Source organism: Halomonas sp. SH5A2 (assembly GCF_014263395.1).
Classification (GTDB): domain Bacteria; phylum Pseudomonadota; class Gammaproteobacteria; order Pseudomonadales; family Halomonadaceae; genus Vreelandella.
This window is the reverse complement of record NZ_CP058321.1, coordinates 3136660-3152104: the sequence shown is the minus strand read 5'-3', so window position 1 is coordinate 3152104 and position 15445 is coordinate 3136660. Positions and strand designations below refer to the sequence as shown.

Below are 15445 nucleotides of genomic sequence, written 5' to 3'. Positions count from 1 at the left end.
TAGGGTAGGGTATGGCCTTCAAAGTAGGCGCAATCCTGAAAAGGCTGTTACCCTGAAAGTGCTTTTAGCTCATACGTATTGAGTTGAAGTATCCCGATAGTGATTGAATTTGTTAAGGAGAACACTCATGAAAAAACTACTGGCAATGAGCTTTATTCTTTTAATGTCGGCAGGCGCGCTGGCAGGCTGCAATACCATCAGTGGGGCAGGCCAGGATGTAGAAGAGGGCGGTCAAGCCGTCCAGGACGCCGCCAGCTAAGCAAGGCGGCACTTAGCGGGCCGACGTTCAGCGTCGGCCCTCTGCGTTATAAACGCTTTTTTATGTGACAGGAGTTTCAAGGATGATAGGTCGACGCGGTTGGCAGTTTATTGTTTTGACGTTTTTACCGCTTTTCTTGGCGGCCTGCGCGCAAATGCCTGGATCGGGTGACGATGTTCCGAGTGCGCCACCGCCCCCAAAAGTTGATAACGCTCAACCTTCCGGTGATGAAAAGACAGCCTGCCGTCTGGAAGACATTCAATCCGCTGTGGGTATGTCGCTTGACGACACATCAAGCGACGCGCTGGCGCGTCAAAGCGGTGCTGAGCAAGTCCGTGTATTGCGGCCAGGGGAGGCTGCCACACTGGACCATCGCCCCGAGCGGCTGAATATTCATCTCAACGATAATGACGTGATCGAAGAGCTAAGCTGCGGCTAGCCCGCGTTAGTCGTAGCGGTCCTTCCAGCGTTGGCGGTTGACCTGTTCTTTGAGTAACTCCAGAACGTCGTACACCACTTGCTCGGTAACCCGGTCACTGCCTTCGTCTGGTGTCAGCCAGCTATCAAAGCCATTTTCCGCCGCGCCTTCAACGAGCCTTTGAAACTCGGGGGAATGAATCGACAGGGCGACTTCGTCCACCAGCCGTTGGGCAACGCCACTTAACGATGCTTCCATGGCGCTGGTCGCAGGCTCCCCCATGGGCAGGAGTCGCAGCCGCTGGATTTCGGGACTTTCACGCAGCGTACGGCTGACCAGGTCGCTAATCGCCGCCATGATGGCGTGTCGGTTTTGCTGGTAGGCGGTCCCCACCGAGGTCTCAAGCCGCTGGGCAATTTCCTGGATGAGTTGCTGTTTGCGAGGCATGACGACACGGTCTATTACCTGTTCGGTCAATGAATCGCTTGAGCGTATCTGCTGCTGAACATTACCCAGCAACCGCAGGGCGATACGGTCCGAAAGCTCTTCCAGCAAGATATCGTAATACTTGCTGAAGAACTTATAGATCCACCAACCCCTGACGTTGATAAGACGCAGGCGATGCAGCCGGTAAAGCAGCGAGATAACCCGCAGAATGCGCAACCAGCGAAACCCGCTCAGTGGGATGCAACCGAGGACGTCGTACCAATGTACAAAGGGGTAGAAAAACCAGCGATGGTAGCGACGCTCGGCAATCGCCACGGCCCAGCCCAGCAACACGTCGGCGATAAAAATGCCGACAAAAAACAAGTCGATGGTAATAAAACGGCTGTGAATGGTTGTTGCGTAGGCGCTATGAAAGCTCGGTGATATCGCTTCTATCGTCTGGTTGATCGGGGTGAGTAAAAATAGTGAATCAAACAACAACAAGCCGAGGTTGATAACCACGGCCGCCAGAATGAAAAAGTCCCAGCCGATATGCGCGTACTCAACGCCCTTGGGAAGGTTGGGGTAGCGCTCCCTGGCAGACATGGCAGCTCCTTTGACTTAGTTGGCGGATGCCGCGCAAGACTGGATCAAGTCGGCGTTTGTGATTGATGCTGCTGTTGGGCGAGCTGTTCTTGATGCTCGGCTTGTTTACGCATTTTCTTGCGCAGGGCGGCTTTCTCAAAGCGTAGCTGCTGGAGTGGCGTTGCCAAGGCAAGCGGCGGAACCCTGGCGGGTTTTCCGTCGGCGTCCACCGCCACCATACTGAGATAACAGCTATTGGTATGACGAATCAGTTTATTGCGGATATCTTCAGCCACTACCTTGATGCCAATTTCCATCGACGAGCTGCCTACGTGATTGACACTGGCTAAAAAAGTCACCAATTCACCAACGTGGATGGGCTGTTTGAAAAGCACCTGATCGACCGACAGGGTGACCACGTAATGGCCCGAGTAGCGGCTGGCGCAGGCGTAGGCAACCTCGTCGAGTTTTTTGAGAATCGCACCGCCGTGGACTTTGCCACTGAAATTCGCCATGTCAGGCGTCATCAAGACGGTCATGGACAATTCGTGCTGACCGGGCAGGGCGGTCATGGAGGTATCCGACATGGGCTCTACTCGTCTCTTGAGATCAATGTAAAGCGCCTGCCAAGAAGGCAGGCGCTGACGCATTGCAGTGGCTTAAAACCACACCAGGCCAACCGAAATGATGGCGCCGGTAATAAACAGCTGAACCAGGCAAAAGCCCATAATATCCTTGGCTTTCAGGCCCGCAATCGCCAGAACAGGCAAGGCCCAGAACGGCTGCAGCAGGTTGGTCCAGGCATCACCCCAGGCAACCGCCATGGCAATGCGTGAAATATCCGCCCCCAGTGCTTCCGCCGCGGGCAGCATGACCGGTGCCTGAACAGCCCACTGGCCACCGCCTGAAGGCACAAACAGGTTGACGATCCCGGCGCTGATGAACGACCAGAATGGCAGTGAGGTTTCAGTGGCAAACGAGATCAGCCATTCGGACATGCTCTGTGCCAGGCCTGACTCCACCATGATGGCCATAATGCCGGCATAGAAGGGAAACTGAATGACAATGCCAGCGCCCCCTTTGATGGCTTCTTGCAGGCTGTTAAGCAGGTTGCGCGGGGTGCGGTGAAGTACAATCGCCAGAAACAGGAATAGAAAGTTCACCACGTTGAGGTTCAAACCACCCCCACGCAGCAGGAAATGGTCGGCCAGGAAAAGCAGCCCGGGAATACCTACCAGCCAAGCCAATGAGGTGCTGTTTTCCAGTTTTTCAGCCGGGCGGGTAATACGGCCTTTGGTCTCTGGTTCGTCGTCGAGCAGCTTGGTGTCTACGTAGACGCTGTCTTTTTCGTCCGGCAGCATCAGCCGGTTGACCAGCGGAATTGAGATAAACAGGCAGGCTACGATGGCTAGGTTAAAAAACGCAAACACCGTTGAGCCGGTGCCGATAATGCCAATGTCATCAGCGGCGAAGTGACCTTCGGTGGCAATGGTGAGCGGAATTGACCCCGCCAGGCCCCCGTGCCAGACCACAAAGCCGGAATAGGCGCTGGCGACCAGCAGGCGGTAATCGACGCGCACCAGACGCGCCAGCTCCTTGGCAAACAGTGCGCCTACCACCAAGCCGAAGCCCCAGTTAATCCAGCTAGCCGTTAACGACACCAGAGTGACCAGAATAATCGCGCCACCGGGGCTTTTCGCAGTACTGGCGAGGCGTTGCAGTAGCCGTTTGACCGGTGGCGAGCTGGCCAACATAAAGCCGGTAACCAGTACCAGCAGCATCTGCATGGAGAAGGTCAATAAACCCCAGAAGCCATCGCCCCAGAAACGCAGGACGGCCAGTGGCGTCTGGCGCTCGATAGCGATCGCCGCGGCAGCGGCAATCAGGGTCAGCAGCAGTACAAAGATATACGGGTCGGGAAGATAGCGCTCAACCATCTTCACCGCCGGCTTGGATATCATTTTCAACATGGCAGGCTCACTTTTTCATTATTAGGAAGTGCATTGCTAATATACTGGGCAACAGCCGCTTTTTCATCCTCACAGGCAGATTTGACAAGTGCTTGATCAACGCCAGCGAGTAAGGCGGTAGTGGCGGTAATAGCCTATCAAGACAGCCGAGCGTACGCAGGTAAATACCATGAAGGCGAGCCACAGACCATGGTTGCCAAGCCCCTGGGTTAGCCACCAGGTAGGTAAGTAGGCCGCCAGGCCGATAAAGATGCTGTTGCGCATAGCCGCAATGGATGTCGTGCCGATAAACACGCCATCCAGTAAGTAGCTCCACACGGCGATCAGCGGCATCGCGACCATCCAGGGTAAGTAAGTGGCGGCGGTGGCACGAACCTCTTCAAGACCGGTGAGCAGGGCAATCAACCCATTGCCACCGAGGGCGAACACGAGCGCGGCGCCAGCGGCAGTCCACCAGGAAAAGCGCGCCGCCGCTCGCACCGTGTCGGCAAACGCTGGCCAGTCGTCACGGCCAACGGCACGCCCCACCAGCGATTCCGCTGCGTGGGCAAAGCCGTCAAGGGCATAGCTGGTGAGCATTATGAATTGCAGCAGTACGGCATTGGCGGCGAGGATGGTGTCGCCCTGGCGCGCACCTTGGGCAGTGAAAAACGCTATGGCAAACAGTAGCCCTAGCGTGCGTATAAAAAGATTGGCGTTGACATTAAACAACGCCGCATAGGCGGAAAGCACCCCCAGGCGGCTGCGTAGAAAAGTCCCTTCGAGCTTGCCTAGCTGTCGCAAGACGAGAAAGCTGCCGAACGCCAGGGCGGAATAGTCGGCGATCACGCTGGCCCATGCCACGCCGTCGCTGGTGAGGCCTAGACCCATCACGAACCACACATCAAGGACGATATTCACGCTGTTGGTCAGCACCAGGATCATCAGCGTAACGCGGGCGTTCTGCTGGCCGAGAAACCAGCCCAGAATGGTGTAATTGGCCAAAACCGCCGGGGCCGACCAGAGGCGTATTTCAGCGTAGCTTCTCGCAAGCGTAGTGGCGGCCTCGCTACCATCGAGCAGCCACAGTCCCAGGGAGATAATCGGCGACGCAAAGACAATCAGTAAGCTGCCGATCACGATGGCCATGATCAGCGACTGGCCGAGCAGGTTGCGCACGTCGCTGTCGCTTTCGCGTCCGACTGCCTGGGCGACCAGCCCCGTCGTGCCCATGCGTAGAAAGCCAAACCCCCAGTACAGGAAACTAAACAGGGTGGCCCCCAGAGTGACGGCGGCCAGGTAGCGGGAGTCAGGCAGGTGGCCGACCACGGCCGTGTCCACCAGTCCAAGCAGCGGGACAGTCAGATTGGAGACGATGATGGGCCAGGCCAGCTGCCATATACGCACCTAGGCAGCCGTGATAATGCGGTACTTATGCATCAGTTGGTCGTGCGTTTCGGGTCGTTCCGGGTCGAGTGGAATGCAGTCGACCGGGCAGACCTGCTGGCACTGGGGTTCATCAAAGTGACCTACACATTCGGTGCATAGGTTAGGGTCGATCACATAGATTTCTTCGCCTGGCGAGATGGCGTCGTTGGGGCATTCGGGTTCACAGACGTCGCAGTTAATGCACTCGTCGGTAATCATCAGGGCCATGGACATACCTCACGGATGGCGTTCGCACCCAGGCAATGTTATTACCCGAGTGTTTTACTCAACAATAGCGTCGCTAGCCAGTGTAGTGCTTACGCAACGTCTCTGCGACCTTGGGGTGGACCAACGGGGAAACATCGCCGCCAAGCTTGGCAATTTCCCGCACCATCGTGGAGGAAATGTAAGAGTTTTCCACCGCCGGGGTGAGGAATACGCTCTCAAGTTCCGGGTTCTGGGCGCGGTTCATGTTGGCGAGTTGCAGCTCGTATTCAAAGTCGGAGACGGCACGCAGTCCGCGCAGGATAATCGTCGCGCCCTGTTCGTGCATCATGGTAGTGAGCAGATTGGAAAAACCAATCACCTCCACATTGGGTAACCTCGCACAGACCACCTGAGCCAACTCGATACGGGTGGCTAAATCCAGGTGGGGGTGTTTGCCGGGGCTGGCGGCGATCGCAATCACCACCTTGTCAAACATGCGGGCGCCGCGCTCGATTAAATCGTAATGACCGTGCGTGATGGGATCGAAGGTGCCCGGGTAGACGGCGATATTGACGCGTTGCTCCGTCATGACGTTAGCTCCTCATCATCCAGGCGGCCAAAGGGGTTATCGCTTTCCAGTGATACCGCCTGATCATAACCGGGAATATGAATGCGATCTGCCTGAATATTCAGCTCGGGGCCTTCAAGCACTGCTTCGCCAAACTGATAGCGTGGCGCGTAATGGCCTTGGTCGGCATGCTCAAGATACGCGGCGGCGTTCTCGCGGACGCTTTCGCGGCGCGTTTTCCACGCGCGGATGGCAGCGGCACCATGGCGCTTGGTCAACAGCCGTTCGGTCACAGCAGGGGACAGCACAACGCCGGTCGCGTTGTTACCGCCGAAACCCTTGGCGTTGATGAAGGCGGCATCGGCGTTAAACGGCTGGGCAACTGACGAAAATTGCAGGCGGTCGGCGTAAACGTCGTCGGCCACGGCATCCAGGGTGGGAATGCCAGGCAGTAATTGATGGGCAAAGCTGCCCAGTGCACTGACTAGCTGGTCGCCCGCCGCGCTGCCTTGAGAGTGACCGATAAAGGCTTTGACGGCTACCACCGGCCAGGCGTCGATGCCGTTGGCTCGGGCGATCTCATCGAAGACGTGGGATTCGGTGATGCGGTTTTTGGGCGTGCTGGTGCCATGAGCGTGCAGGAAACTGCGCGACTTCAAGGCGTTGTCGCCCAGCATGTTACGGATCAACGATGCTGACTTGCCCAGCGTAATATAGTTGCCAATACCGGGGGCTGAAATAGACCGTTTGTAGCCGTCGGCATTGACGAACACCTCCGGCACGGCGCCGAGAATATCGGCGCCGACTTCAAGGGCTAAGGCGTCGTCCATCAACAGCACAAACTGGCTGGCCTCGGCCATGGTAAAACCGCAGTTGCGCGCAAAGGGGCGGCAGGCACGTTGGTAATCTGCGTCGGTCAGCAGCTCCAGCGCGTCGAGTGCCTTGAGGCTGGCATCATCGGCCAGTGCGCCCATGGCCCGAAAGCCTTCGATAATCTCGGGGGTAATCGGCGCATCGGCGGTGCCGACCATCACCACACGGCGTCGCCCGGCGCGAATATCATCGATACCCAGTCGCAGGTTGTAGAGAAAGCTCGCGCAGGCACCCAGCGCGGCGCCGGTGCCGCCAACGCTGCCCAGCACGTAGGCGTTCAAGAAATCGGCGGGCATCTGGCCATAGCCTAACGGCATCTGTTTCGAGGTGGCGCGCTGTCCGCTCACCAGGCTCTTGAGCAATCCTCCCCAGCCCTGTTCGTCCAGCTGGCCGATAGAGTTACCCGCATAGACGGCAATATGGTCCGGGTTCAACTGCTGGCGAAGGTGTTCCCAGGAAAGGCCGCTGGCGCCCAGGCAATCACTGGCCCCAAACACTGACATCGCCAAACCGCGAGGGTGGTGGACGCTGCGGTAGAGGCTGGCAGGATCGAAGCCGGTAGGCAATTGAGCGGCCGCGCGTACCTTTGGGGTCTGCGCATCGGGCAGTAGGGCGTTCATTTCGCCTGCAGGCACGCAGACTTCGACCGTACGAAGGTCGATATCCTGGATCTGCCAACTGCTGGGTAGCTGCTCAGGCAGTTGTCGACGGCGCAACTGAAAACGCAGCGGCTCGGCGAGTTGCATGCTCACGTGGCGATTGGCAGGCAGCCCAGGTTCACTAAAACGCGGGTCTTCATTGCGGCGAATTAGCGTGTGGTTGAGAACGTATTCGCGTAACGTATCCGCAGGAGCTTTGATTGACTGCCCCGTGCTGTCGTGCCACCCCTGGGGAGACGGCAAAGCCAAGCGCATCAGTGCCGCAAGCCCCCCTATTGTCTGGCGTTGCTGGTCAGCAGAGAGCGCATCAAGCACGGTCCGGCGGAAGGCCTGATGGCCCGAGGTTCTGCCAGCGGGATTGATGCCGCCCATGCCGACAATCACCGGTAAGTGTGACAAGCCGGGTTCCTCGTGGTGCGGTGGTTTAAATAACAGTTATTGGCAATGCGTAACAGATCGTAAAACCCGCTGCTTATAAGCAAAGAGTCTTACCCGCCGCTTTGCACTTAATAAATATGACAAAATGCATGTTGCTGCCAGTGATCATATCACCGTGCGAGCAGCGGCGTCATGCCGCAACCATGCTGGGCTGGTAGAATCGCCTTATTTGCGCGATTTATTACGCGCTGATGCCCGGGGCGGGTGACATGACGCGACGGTCAACAGACCACTTTACAAGAGATCCTTTTACAAGAGAGTCAATATGCAGCAGCCTTCGCGGCCGGTGGTGACCAATCAGCCAGGCCCTCACCACGATTTGGCTCGTCGGGTCAGCCGTGGGCTTACGCATCCACTGCGCAAGCCGATTGCAACGCATACTCAGGAGGCATTCGCCTCAGCAACGCAATGGTATGAGTGCCAGACAGGCCCGCTGATACTCGATGCAGGTTGCGGCGTGGGGCTCTCGACCCGGCGGCTGGCGGAGCAATTTCCGGATCATACGGTGATCGGTGTTGATCGCAGCGAGGATCGACTTACCCGGGCCCATGGTGAGCTGCCCGCCAATGCCCGGCTGGTGCGCGCCGATCTGGTCGATTTCTGGCGGCTGGCGCACCAGGCCGGGTGGGCACCCGAACGCCACTATCTGCTTTACCCTAATCCTTACCCCAAGGCGTCGCATCTAAAAATGCGCTGGCATGGGCATCCGGTCTTCCCCACACTGTTGGCGCTGGGTGGCTTGCTGGAGGTTCGCTCAAACTGGTCGCTGTATATCGAAGAATTCGCCATGGCGGTTTGTCAGGTGACGGGTCAGCGCGGCGACGTCAGTGAGTGGGTGCCCAGCGGCGAATATTTAACGCCGTTCGAAGCCAAGTATTATCAAAGCGGCCAAACGTTATGGCGTTTGCGCGTGGCATTGGAGTCGACATGACATTTGTCTATTTGGTGCTGGCAATTATTGCCGAAGTGATAGCCACCAGCGCTTTAAAAGCGTCAATGGGTTTTACCCGCCCGTTGCCAAGTCTTCTGGTGGTCGGTGGTTATGGGGTGGCATTCTATTTGTTGAGTCTGGTGCTGCGTAGCTTGCCTGTCGGGATCACCTACGCCATCTGGGCGGGGTTGGGTATCGTACTGGTCACGCTGGTCGGTGTGGTGGTTTTCGGCGAAAAGCCGGACCTGCCCGCAGTAGTCGGTATCGGCCTGATCGTCGCCGGTGTGGTGATGTTGCAAGTATTTTCGAAAATGAGCGTGCATTAAGGAGAGGTGGATGTTCCGCGGTGGCTGGCAGCGTTTTAGTAGCAGTAATTGGGGATGGCGGTCAGCAGTGGGCGTGCTGAGCTTATTGATCAGTTGTCCCTTATGGGCCGACTTTAGCCGGGTGGGCCAGCTCCAGGAAAAGGGGTTTGCCGTTAGCGCCGAGGCACGTTTGCTTAATGGCGATGCAGATGCGGCACCGTTGGCAAGCATTGAGCCGATGAGCCAGCTTTCCCCGGCATCGGTGACCAAGGCGTATCTGGCCGCTGCTGCGTTGCAGCGCTTTGGCCCCCAGCACCGGTTTACCAGTCAACTGATCAGTTCCGGTAGCGTGCAAGACGGCGTTTTACGCGGGGATTTGATTTTCGAGGGCGGCGGTGACCCGGGTCTCACCACCGAAGATATCTGGCGTTTGGTGCAACGGTTGCAGCAAGCGGGCGTGCGTCGGGTTGAGGGTGCCCTGGTTGTCAATCAGTGGCGCTTTGGCCCCGTTGACTGCATCACGACAGACCGTTGTGACGCGCTGACGCGTGTTGCCAATGCTTACAGCGCGCCGCTGTCGTCAGCGGGGGTGAATTTTGGTAGCTGGTGTGCCAATGTCGCCCCGGCGTCTGCGCCCGGCAACCCGGCGCGTATATCGCTATGCGACGGTCAGTCGTTGGGCACCACGATTGACAATCGAGTGATCACCAAGCCCGATAACAGCGGCACCGAGATCTACGCCGAACGGATCACCAACGCCGATGGTGATGTCTTTCGGTTGAGCGGGCAAATATCGACTAATGCCCGGGCACGGGATGTTTATCGTGGTGCGGGGGATGCCGCCGAGGTCACCGCCGAGGTAGTGCTGGATATGCTCGGTCAGGCAGGGATTAGCGTGCGCGATGGATGGCGACTCACCTCGATACGGCCACCCGGTGATGCGCAGCGACTTGCCGCCGTGGATAGCAAGCCGCTACAGGAATTGCTGCTGCGCATCATGAACTATTCAAATAACTACATGGCCGATGTGTTGGCCCTCAACCTGGTGGAGTCCCCCCAGGCACAGCTTCGCGAAGCGGGGCTGGCGTTGGAGCATTATGCCGAGAGCCTGCCGGGGCACGGGCCGTTGACGCTATACAGCGGAAGTGGGCTGACCACCGAAAACCGCACGTCGGCGCATGGTATCAATGTCATGCTGACCGAGATGTTCCATGAAAGCGCGTTATTTCCGAGTTTCATCGCGGCCTTTCAGTCACCCGCCAACGGCGTGATGCGTTTTATCCGGCGCGGTTCCGATACCTTTCAACACAACGTCATGCTAAAAACCGGTACGCTAAACCAGCCGTTCGCCGTGCGCGCTGCTGCCGGCTATTTTCGCACGGCGCAAGGGCATTGGGGGGTGTTCAGCGTGCTGGTTAACGGCAACGCCAGGACACCCTACCTGAACTGGTCGCAAGTGCTCGATCCGCTGACTAAAGATCTTGAATCAATGATACTCGCCAATTGACGACTTTATTTTGAGGCAACTGCCATGAAACCAGGGCATACCGGTTTGACGCATTTAGCGCATTCGACGCGCTACTCATGGAAAGGGTTAAAAGCGGCGTTCCGCAACGAAGCTGCGTTTCGTCAAGAGGTGACCATTACCGCCATTTTACTGCCGTTTGCCTGGTGGATTGGCGAAGGCCCGGTGAGTTGGCTGTTACTGGTAGGCAGCTGCTTTTTTGTGTTGGTCGTTGAGTTGCTCAATAGCGCGATAGAAAATGTCGTGGACCGTATCGGCACCGAACATCATGAACTCTCCGGGCGTGCCAAGGATATTGGCTCGGCCGCGGTGATGCTGTCATTGATACTCGCCGGGCTCACCTGGGGCCTGTTAGGCTGGCAGAAAATCGTCGGCTAACGTAAGACTCAGTTCCGGGCAGCGAGGTCATTATGCAACTCAATGAAGCGTTTTTACCGTTTGATACCTTACCCAAAGCGCTTCAGCCGGTGACGAAGCAAGCCTGGCAGCGTCTCTGTGAAGCGCTTTCCCAGGCGGACAACGTGGCTGAAATGACCGATCAAGCGCTGCCGTCTGCTGATTGGTCATCGCTGTCCGCTGAACGCTGCAAGGCTCTGGTGCGCGTGCTTTCGATCTCGAGCTTTGCGCTCGATACGTTGATCCGTTATCCCGACTGGCTGGCGACGCTTGACAGTGGCGGAGAGCTGGATGCCACGCCCGCAAGGGAAGATCAAATCCAGCTGTTATCCAGCGCGCTGGAAAATGCCGACGACGAAGACGCCATGCACCGGGTCATGCGCCGCTTCCGGCGCGCTCGTATGCTGGGTATTGTGTGGCGAGACCTCAATCGGCCGCCGGGCTACACCATGTGGGATACTGCCCGTGCGGTATCGCAGCTGGCAGAAATTTGTCTGGAAGCGGCGCTTGGCTGGCTCGAACAGTTTTATGCCCCGCGCTGGGGGCTGCCAGCCCCCACGCGGGATGGTGAACCGCAGCGGCTAGTAGTACTGGGTATGGGCAAGCTGGGGGCTGGTGAGCTCAACCTGTCCTCGGACATTGATCTTATCTTTGCGTTTGCCGAAAACGGTGAGACCCAGGGCGGCCGCAAGCCGCTTGAGCACCAAGAGTATTTCACCAAGCTTGGCCAAAAGCTCATCGCCGCACTGGATGCCATGACCGCCGACGGTTTTGTCTTCCGTGTGGACATGCGTCTGCGCCCGTTAGGCGATGGCGGGCCGCTGGTAGGCAGTTTTGCCATGCTTTCCAGCTACTATCAGGATCAGGGCCGCGAGTGGGAGCGTTACGCGATGCTAAAAGCGCGTCCTGTCGCAGGGGATCTGGACGCGGGCGAGGAGTTGCTGTCCGGTCTGCGCCCCTTCGTGTACCGCAAGTATCTGGATTTTGGCGCTATCGAGTCGCTGCGTGAGCTTAAAGCGATGATCAACCGCGAAGTTAAGCGCAAAGGCATGCAGCAAAACATCAAGCTAGGACCCGGCGGTATCCGCGAGATCGAGTTTGTGGTGCAGGCGTTTCAACTGATTCGCGGTGGCCGCGATACCGAGCTTCAGGTGGCCTCGTTGTATACGGCGTTAACACGTTTGCCAGCGCTTGGACTGTTACCTCAAGACGTGGTGGATGATCTGCTGCCTGACTACGCCTTTCTGCGCGATATCGAGCACGTCCTGCAGGCCCTGGAAGACCGCCAAACGCAAACGCTGCCCGGCGAAGAAACGGATCGTGAGCGGGTAGCGTTTGCCATGGGGCACGATGATTGGCCCAGTCTTGTGCACCAGCTGGATGAAGCACGCGAACGTGTCCGTCAGCACTTCGACGCGGTGATTGCCGAGCCAGAAGACGAAGTGGAAAACGAAAGCGATGAACAGACGCCGGGGCTCGAGCAATGGCGACAGCTGTGGCGCGGCGAGCTGGAGCAGGACGAGGCCCTGGAACGCCTGGAGGAGGCGGGGTTCAAGGCACCTGACAAGATACTCACGCGACTGTCTCGCCTGTATCACTCGCGTCAGGTGCAAAGCATGCAGCGGATTGGCTTTGAGCGCCTGGATGCGTTAATGCCCCTGCTGCTGGATGCCCTGGCCGACAACGACACGCCGGATACGGCGCTGTCGCGCGTTCAGCCGCTGATCGAAGCGGTCCTGCGGCGTACGGCGTATCTGGCCCTGCTGCGCGAAAATCCCCACGCCCTTGAGCACCTGATGCGGTTATGTGCGGCGAGCCCGTGGATCGCCGAGCAGCTGGCGCGCTATCCCATTCTACTCGATGAGCTGCTGACCCCCGATACCCTCTATACGCCGGCCGATAAAGACCGTCTGGCGGATGAACTCCGCCAGACACTGAACCGGCTTCCCGAGGATGACGAAGAAGCGCAACTCGAAGCGCTACGGGTCTTCAAGCATGCCCAGATGCTCCACGTGGCAGCCTCGGATATCGTAGGCACCCGACACTTGATGAAAGTAAGCGATTACTTAACCTATATCGCCGAGGTGATCCTGGATGCCGTGCTGGCGATGGCCTGGAAGCATCTCGCCGCCAAGCATGGCGTGCCTAGCGGCTGTGATTCGCGTGAGCCCGCGTTCTTGATCATCGGCTACGGCAAGCTTGGGGGAATCGAGCTGGGCTATGGGTCTGATCTAGACCTGGTTTTTCTCCACGATAGTGATGGTCAGGGCGCCACCGATGGCCCGCGGCCCATCGATACGCCGGTATTTTTTACCCGCTTGGGCCAGCGGATTATTCATCTGCTCACGGCAGTGACCCCGGCGGGCAGTCTGTACGAGGTCGACATGCGGCTCAGACCTTCGGGTAATTCCGGCCTGCTGGTTACCTCGCTTGCCGCCTTTGCCGATTATCAGCGCCAGCACGCCTGGACCTGGGAGCACCAGGCGCTGGTGCGCGCGCGCGTGGTCGCGGGCAACGCATCGCTGGCAGACACGTTTGAACAGCTGCGCGGCGATATTTTGGGGGGCAAGCGGGATACGACCGCATTGCGCGACGATGTGGTCAACATGCGTCAAAAAATGCGCGATCATCTTGCCACCAAAAGCGAGGGGGATGCCTTCAACCTCAAGCACGACAGCGGTGGCATGGTGGATATTGAGTTCCTCTGTCAATACGCGGTGTTAGCACTTGCTAACCAGACGCCGTCACTGCTGACCTATAGCGATAACATTCGTATTTTAGAGGCTCTGGCAGAGAGTGGGCACTTACCAAAGGAAGAGGCGGAACAGCTTCGCGACGCGTATCTTGCGTACCGCAGCGCAACGCACCGGGCCGCGCTGACCGGCGATAAAGCGGTGGGGCGTGCCGCCGACTACGCGGACCACCGGAATGTCGTCACGACATTGTGGCAGCGTTTTCTGGCGCCTTGATGCAGGGATACGGATGGCTATAGCTCAACAGGTACGCCACACAGAGGCGCGCGATGATAGGTAACATTCTTGGCACCTTGCTACCCGTTTTTCTGATTGCCGGGGCGGGTGCCGCCTATGGGCGCTTTCGCACGCCGGATATTCGCAGTTTAAACACCCTGAACATGGAGCTGTTTGTCCCGCTTCTAGTGTTCGCTGTACTGGCCGACCGGCAGGCGCCATTGGCCGATTACGCCTGGCTGGCAGGGGCGGCCGTGGCCGTCGTGCTGGGCTCAGGCGTATTGTTGTGGCCGGTTGCGCGATGGCTGCGTCTGGATCTAAAAACCTTCCTGCCTCCGATGATGTTCAACAATTCCGGCAATATGGGCGTGCCCTTGCTGGTCCTGGCATTCGGTGAGGAAGCGCTTCCGGCGGCGGTCGTGGTATTTATGGTAGAAATGCTGCTGCATTTTTCGGTCGGCCTCTACATGCTCGATCCACGCACATCGCTGTGGCGTTTGCTGCGCATGCCGATTGTCGCGGCGAGTCTGGCGGGGTTGGCGGTCAATTTTAGCGGACTGCCATTGCCGGACTGGCTGTTGGAGGCAATGAATATGCTGGGCGGGGTGTGTATTCCATTGATGCTGTTTGCGCTTGGGGTGCGGCTGTTGGATATCGATTTCAGTGATTGGCGCACCGGTCTGCTGGGCGCCTTGCTGTGCCCGCTGTCGGGACTTGTCATTGCGCTACCGCTGATTGCGTGGTTGCCGCTCAATAGCCTACAGGCGGCGGTGCTGCTGGTGTTTGGCGCATTGCCGCCTGCCGTGCTGAATTATCTGGTCGCGGAGCAGTACCGGCTGTCGCCCCAAAAAGTGGCGTCGATTGTGTTGATCGGCAACCTGGGTAGCTTGGTGGTGATGCCGCTGACCCTGGCGGCTGCCTTTATCTGGCTTCATGCACCCCAGTAAAACCATCTGCCGCGAAAAGGGCTTTAAGGCGTTATCTGACGCCGTCGTCAGCTTTCTTTTCCGTTTCACTTTTGATTTCGTACTGTCCTTCAAGAACATCCTGATGGCGAGAGCCTGAATAAGACTCGGAGTGGTTGCCACCAATGTCCTGAGCCTGTTGAGCGCGCATCTGCTCCATGCGCTTTTTCATCTTGTGGCGGACAAACGGCATCATGGCCCAACCGACCAATAGGAAAAAAAGGCCTAGCACGACGCCAACAATCATCAACACGCCAAATGCCAGCCAGGTAAAAAGCAGCTTTAAGCTACCCATCATGCCATTGGGTTGGGTCCGGGTCGCCCGGGCGCGCCACTGGTGGGCAGCCTGCCAGGCGGCGTTACGTTGATCACGATTCATGTGGGGCATGAAAGCCTCCCTCGTTTGGTGACACTGTTTGGAACACACTGATTGAGGAGAGTTCAGTCAGCCTGGCTTGGCAATAACGTTAAAGCCGCGTTGCATGCAGAGCGAGAGCGCAGGTGTTACGCTTCTTCGCAGCGTAAATGAGTTCATCTTAACAGG

At 57.9% G+C, this 15445-nt stretch carries 16 protein-coding genes; 8 read left to right on the top strand and 8 right to left on the bottom strand.

The features are described from left to right. Positions 1-127: 127 nt before the first annotated feature. Together HXW73_RS14645 and HXW73_RS14640 are read left to right on the top strand one after the other, a co-directional pair. Entirely contained in the window at positions 128-259 is a 132-nt protein-coding gene (locus HXW73_RS14645) for an entericidin A/B family lipoprotein (protein WP_066318226.1), read from the top strand. A gap of 82 nt (positions 260-341) precedes the next feature. After that, complete coding sequence (locus HXW73_RS14640; protein WP_186253778.1) at positions 342-698, top strand: I78 family peptidase inhibitor; 357 nt, start codon at positions 342-344, stop codon at positions 696-698. Between the two features lie 6 nt (positions 699-704). Here the strand turns inward: HXW73_RS14640 and HXW73_RS14635 are convergent, their stop codons facing one another. From HXW73_RS14635 to HXW73_RS14605, 7 genes are all read right to left on the bottom strand, one after another. After that, a complete protein-coding gene (locus tag HXW73_RS14635; RefSeq protein ID WP_186253777.1) occupies positions 705-1709 on the bottom strand; it encodes an ion transporter in 1005 nt (334 codons plus the stop codon). A gap of 44 nt (positions 1710-1753) precedes the next feature. Then, positions 1754-2275 (bottom strand): acyl-CoA thioesterase, encoded by a 522-nt coding sequence (locus HXW73_RS14630; protein ID WP_186253776.1) that lies wholly within the window; start codon positions 2273-2275, stop codon positions 1754-1756. 72 nt (positions 2276-2347) lie between these two features. Continuing rightward, on the bottom strand, positions 2348-3658 hold the full coding sequence (locus tag HXW73_RS14625) for a short-chain fatty acid transporter (RefSeq protein WP_186253775.1): 1311 nt from the start codon (positions 3656-3658) through the stop codon (positions 2348-2350). Positions 3659-3754: 96 nt separating this feature from the next. Continuing rightward, positions 3755-5044 carry an MATE family efflux transporter gene (locus tag HXW73_RS14620; protein ID WP_186253774.1) on the bottom strand — a complete coding sequence of 430 codons (1290 nt, stop codon included), beginning with the start codon at positions 5042-5044 and terminating at the stop codon, positions 3755-3757. Continuing rightward, the gene (locus tag HXW73_RS14615) at positions 5045-5293 is read right to left on the bottom strand and encodes a YfhL family 4Fe-4S dicluster ferredoxin (RefSeq protein ID WP_186253773.1); all 249 of its coding nucleotides are present in this window, start codon (positions 5291-5293) and stop codon (positions 5045-5047) included. A 73-nt stretch (positions 5294-5366) separates the two neighbouring features. After that, the gene (coaD, locus tag HXW73_RS14610; RefSeq protein ID WP_186253772.1) at positions 5367-5861 is read right to left on the bottom strand and encodes a pantetheine-phosphate adenylyltransferase; all 495 of its coding nucleotides are present in this window, start codon (positions 5859-5861) and stop codon (positions 5367-5369) included. Then, complete coding sequence (locus HXW73_RS14605; RefSeq protein ID WP_186256046.1) at positions 5858-7744, bottom strand: beta-ketoacyl synthase; 1887 nt, start codon at positions 7742-7744, stop codon at positions 5858-5860. Before HXW73_RS14605 ends, coaD begins: the two co-directional genes overlap by 4 nt. A 331-nt stretch (positions 7745-8075) precedes the next feature. On the opposite strand from HXW73_RS14605, the gene trmB reads away from it, so the two are divergent. Genes trmB through HXW73_RS14575 form a run of 6 tightly spaced genes read left to right on the top strand, consistent with a single transcriptional unit; the run spans position 8076 to position 14883 of the window. Continuing rightward, positions 8076-8741, top strand: coding sequence for a tRNA (guanine(46)-N(7))-methyltransferase TrmB (trmB, locus tag HXW73_RS14600; RefSeq protein WP_186253771.1), 666 nt, complete (start codon positions 8076-8078; stop codon positions 8739-8741). Continuing rightward, a complete protein-coding gene (locus HXW73_RS14595; protein WP_186253770.1) occupies positions 8738-9067 on the top strand; it encodes a DMT family transporter in 330 nt (109 codons plus the stop codon). The genes trmB and HXW73_RS14595 overlap by 4 nt, the downstream gene beginning before the upstream one ends. Positions 9068-9077: 10 nt before the next feature. Beyond that, positions 9078-10553, top strand: coding sequence for a D-alanyl-D-alanine carboxypeptidase/D-alanyl-D-alanine endopeptidase (gene dacB / locus HXW73_RS14590; protein WP_186253769.1), 1476 nt, complete (start codon positions 9078-9080; stop codon positions 10551-10553). Positions 10554-10577: 24 nt separating this feature from the next. Next, the gene (locus tag HXW73_RS14585) at positions 10578-10949 is read left to right on the top strand and encodes a diacylglycerol kinase (RefSeq protein ID WP_186253768.1); all 372 of its coding nucleotides are present in this window, start codon (positions 10578-10580) and stop codon (positions 10947-10949) included. A 32-nt stretch (positions 10950-10981) separates the two neighbouring features. Next, entirely contained in the window at positions 10982-13936 is a 2955-nt protein-coding gene (glnE, locus tag HXW73_RS14580; RefSeq protein ID WP_186253767.1) for a bifunctional [glutamate--ammonia ligase]-adenylyl-L-tyrosine phosphorylase/[glutamate--ammonia-ligase] adenylyltransferase, read from the top strand. Positions 13937-13989: 53 nt separating this feature from the next. After that, positions 13990-14883, top strand: coding sequence for an AEC family transporter (locus HXW73_RS14575; protein WP_186253766.1), 894 nt, complete (start codon positions 13990-13992; stop codon positions 14881-14883). Between the two features lie 31 nt (positions 14884-14914). Here the strand turns inward: HXW73_RS14575 and HXW73_RS14570 are convergent, their stop codons facing one another. After that, complete coding sequence (locus HXW73_RS14570; protein WP_186253765.1) at positions 14915-15289, bottom strand: hypothetical protein; 375 nt, start codon at positions 15287-15289, stop codon at positions 14915-14917. Positions 15290-15445 lie beyond the last annotated feature (156 nt).

What these genes read in the sequence shown, in the direction of transcription:
- HXW73_RS14645 (WP_066318226.1), top strand. Translation starts at nt 128, where the DNA reads ATGAAAAAACTACTGGCAATGAGCTTTATTCTTTTAATGTCGGCAGGC.
- HXW73_RS14640 (WP_186253778.1), top strand. Translation starts at nt 342, where the DNA reads ATGATAGGTCGACGCGGTTGGCAGTTTATTGTTTTGACGTTTTTACCG.
- HXW73_RS14635 (WP_186253777.1), bottom strand. Translation starts at nt 1,709, where the DNA reads ATGTCTGCCAGGGAGCGCTACCCCAACCTTCCCAAGGGCGTTGAGTAC.
- HXW73_RS14630 (WP_186253776.1), bottom strand. Translation starts at nt 2,275, where the DNA reads ATGTCGGATACCTCCATGACCGCCCTGCCCGGTCAGCACGAATTGTCC.
- HXW73_RS14625 (WP_186253775.1), bottom strand. Translation starts at nt 3,658, where the DNA reads ATGTTGAAAATGATATCCAAGCCGGCGGTGAAGATGGTTGAGCGCTAT.
- HXW73_RS14615 (WP_186253773.1), bottom strand. Translation starts at nt 5,293, where the DNA reads ATGGCCCTGATGATTACCGACGAGTGCATTAACTGCGACGTCTGTGAA.
- coaD (WP_186253772.1), bottom strand. Translation starts at nt 5,861, where the DNA reads ATGACGGAGCAACGCGTCAATATCGCCGTCTACCCGGGCACCTTCGAT.
- HXW73_RS14605 (WP_186256046.1), bottom strand. Translation starts at nt 7,744, where the DNA reads ATGGGCGGCATCAATCCCGCTGGCAGAACCTCGGGCCATCAGGCCTTC.
- trmB (WP_186253771.1), top strand. Translation starts at nt 8,076, where the DNA reads ATGCAGCAGCCTTCGCGGCCGGTGGTGACCAATCAGCCAGGCCCTCAC.
- HXW73_RS14595 (WP_186253770.1), top strand. Translation starts at nt 8,738, where the DNA reads ATGACATTTGTCTATTTGGTGCTGGCAATTATTGCCGAAGTGATAGCC.
- dacB (WP_186253769.1), top strand. Translation starts at nt 9,078, where the DNA reads ATGTTCCGCGGTGGCTGGCAGCGTTTTAGTAGCAGTAATTGGGGATGG.
- HXW73_RS14585 (WP_186253768.1), top strand. Translation starts at nt 10,578, where the DNA reads ATGAAACCAGGGCATACCGGTTTGACGCATTTAGCGCATTCGACGCGC.
- glnE (WP_186253767.1), top strand. Translation starts at nt 10,982, where the DNA reads ATGCAACTCAATGAAGCGTTTTTACCGTTTGATACCTTACCCAAAGCG.
- HXW73_RS14575 (WP_186253766.1), top strand. Translation starts at nt 13,990, where the DNA reads ATGATAGGTAACATTCTTGGCACCTTGCTACCCGTTTTTCTGATTGCC.
- HXW73_RS14570 (WP_186253765.1), bottom strand. Translation starts at nt 15,289, where the DNA reads ATGCCCCACATGAATCGTGATCAACGTAACGCCGCCTGGCAGGCTGCC.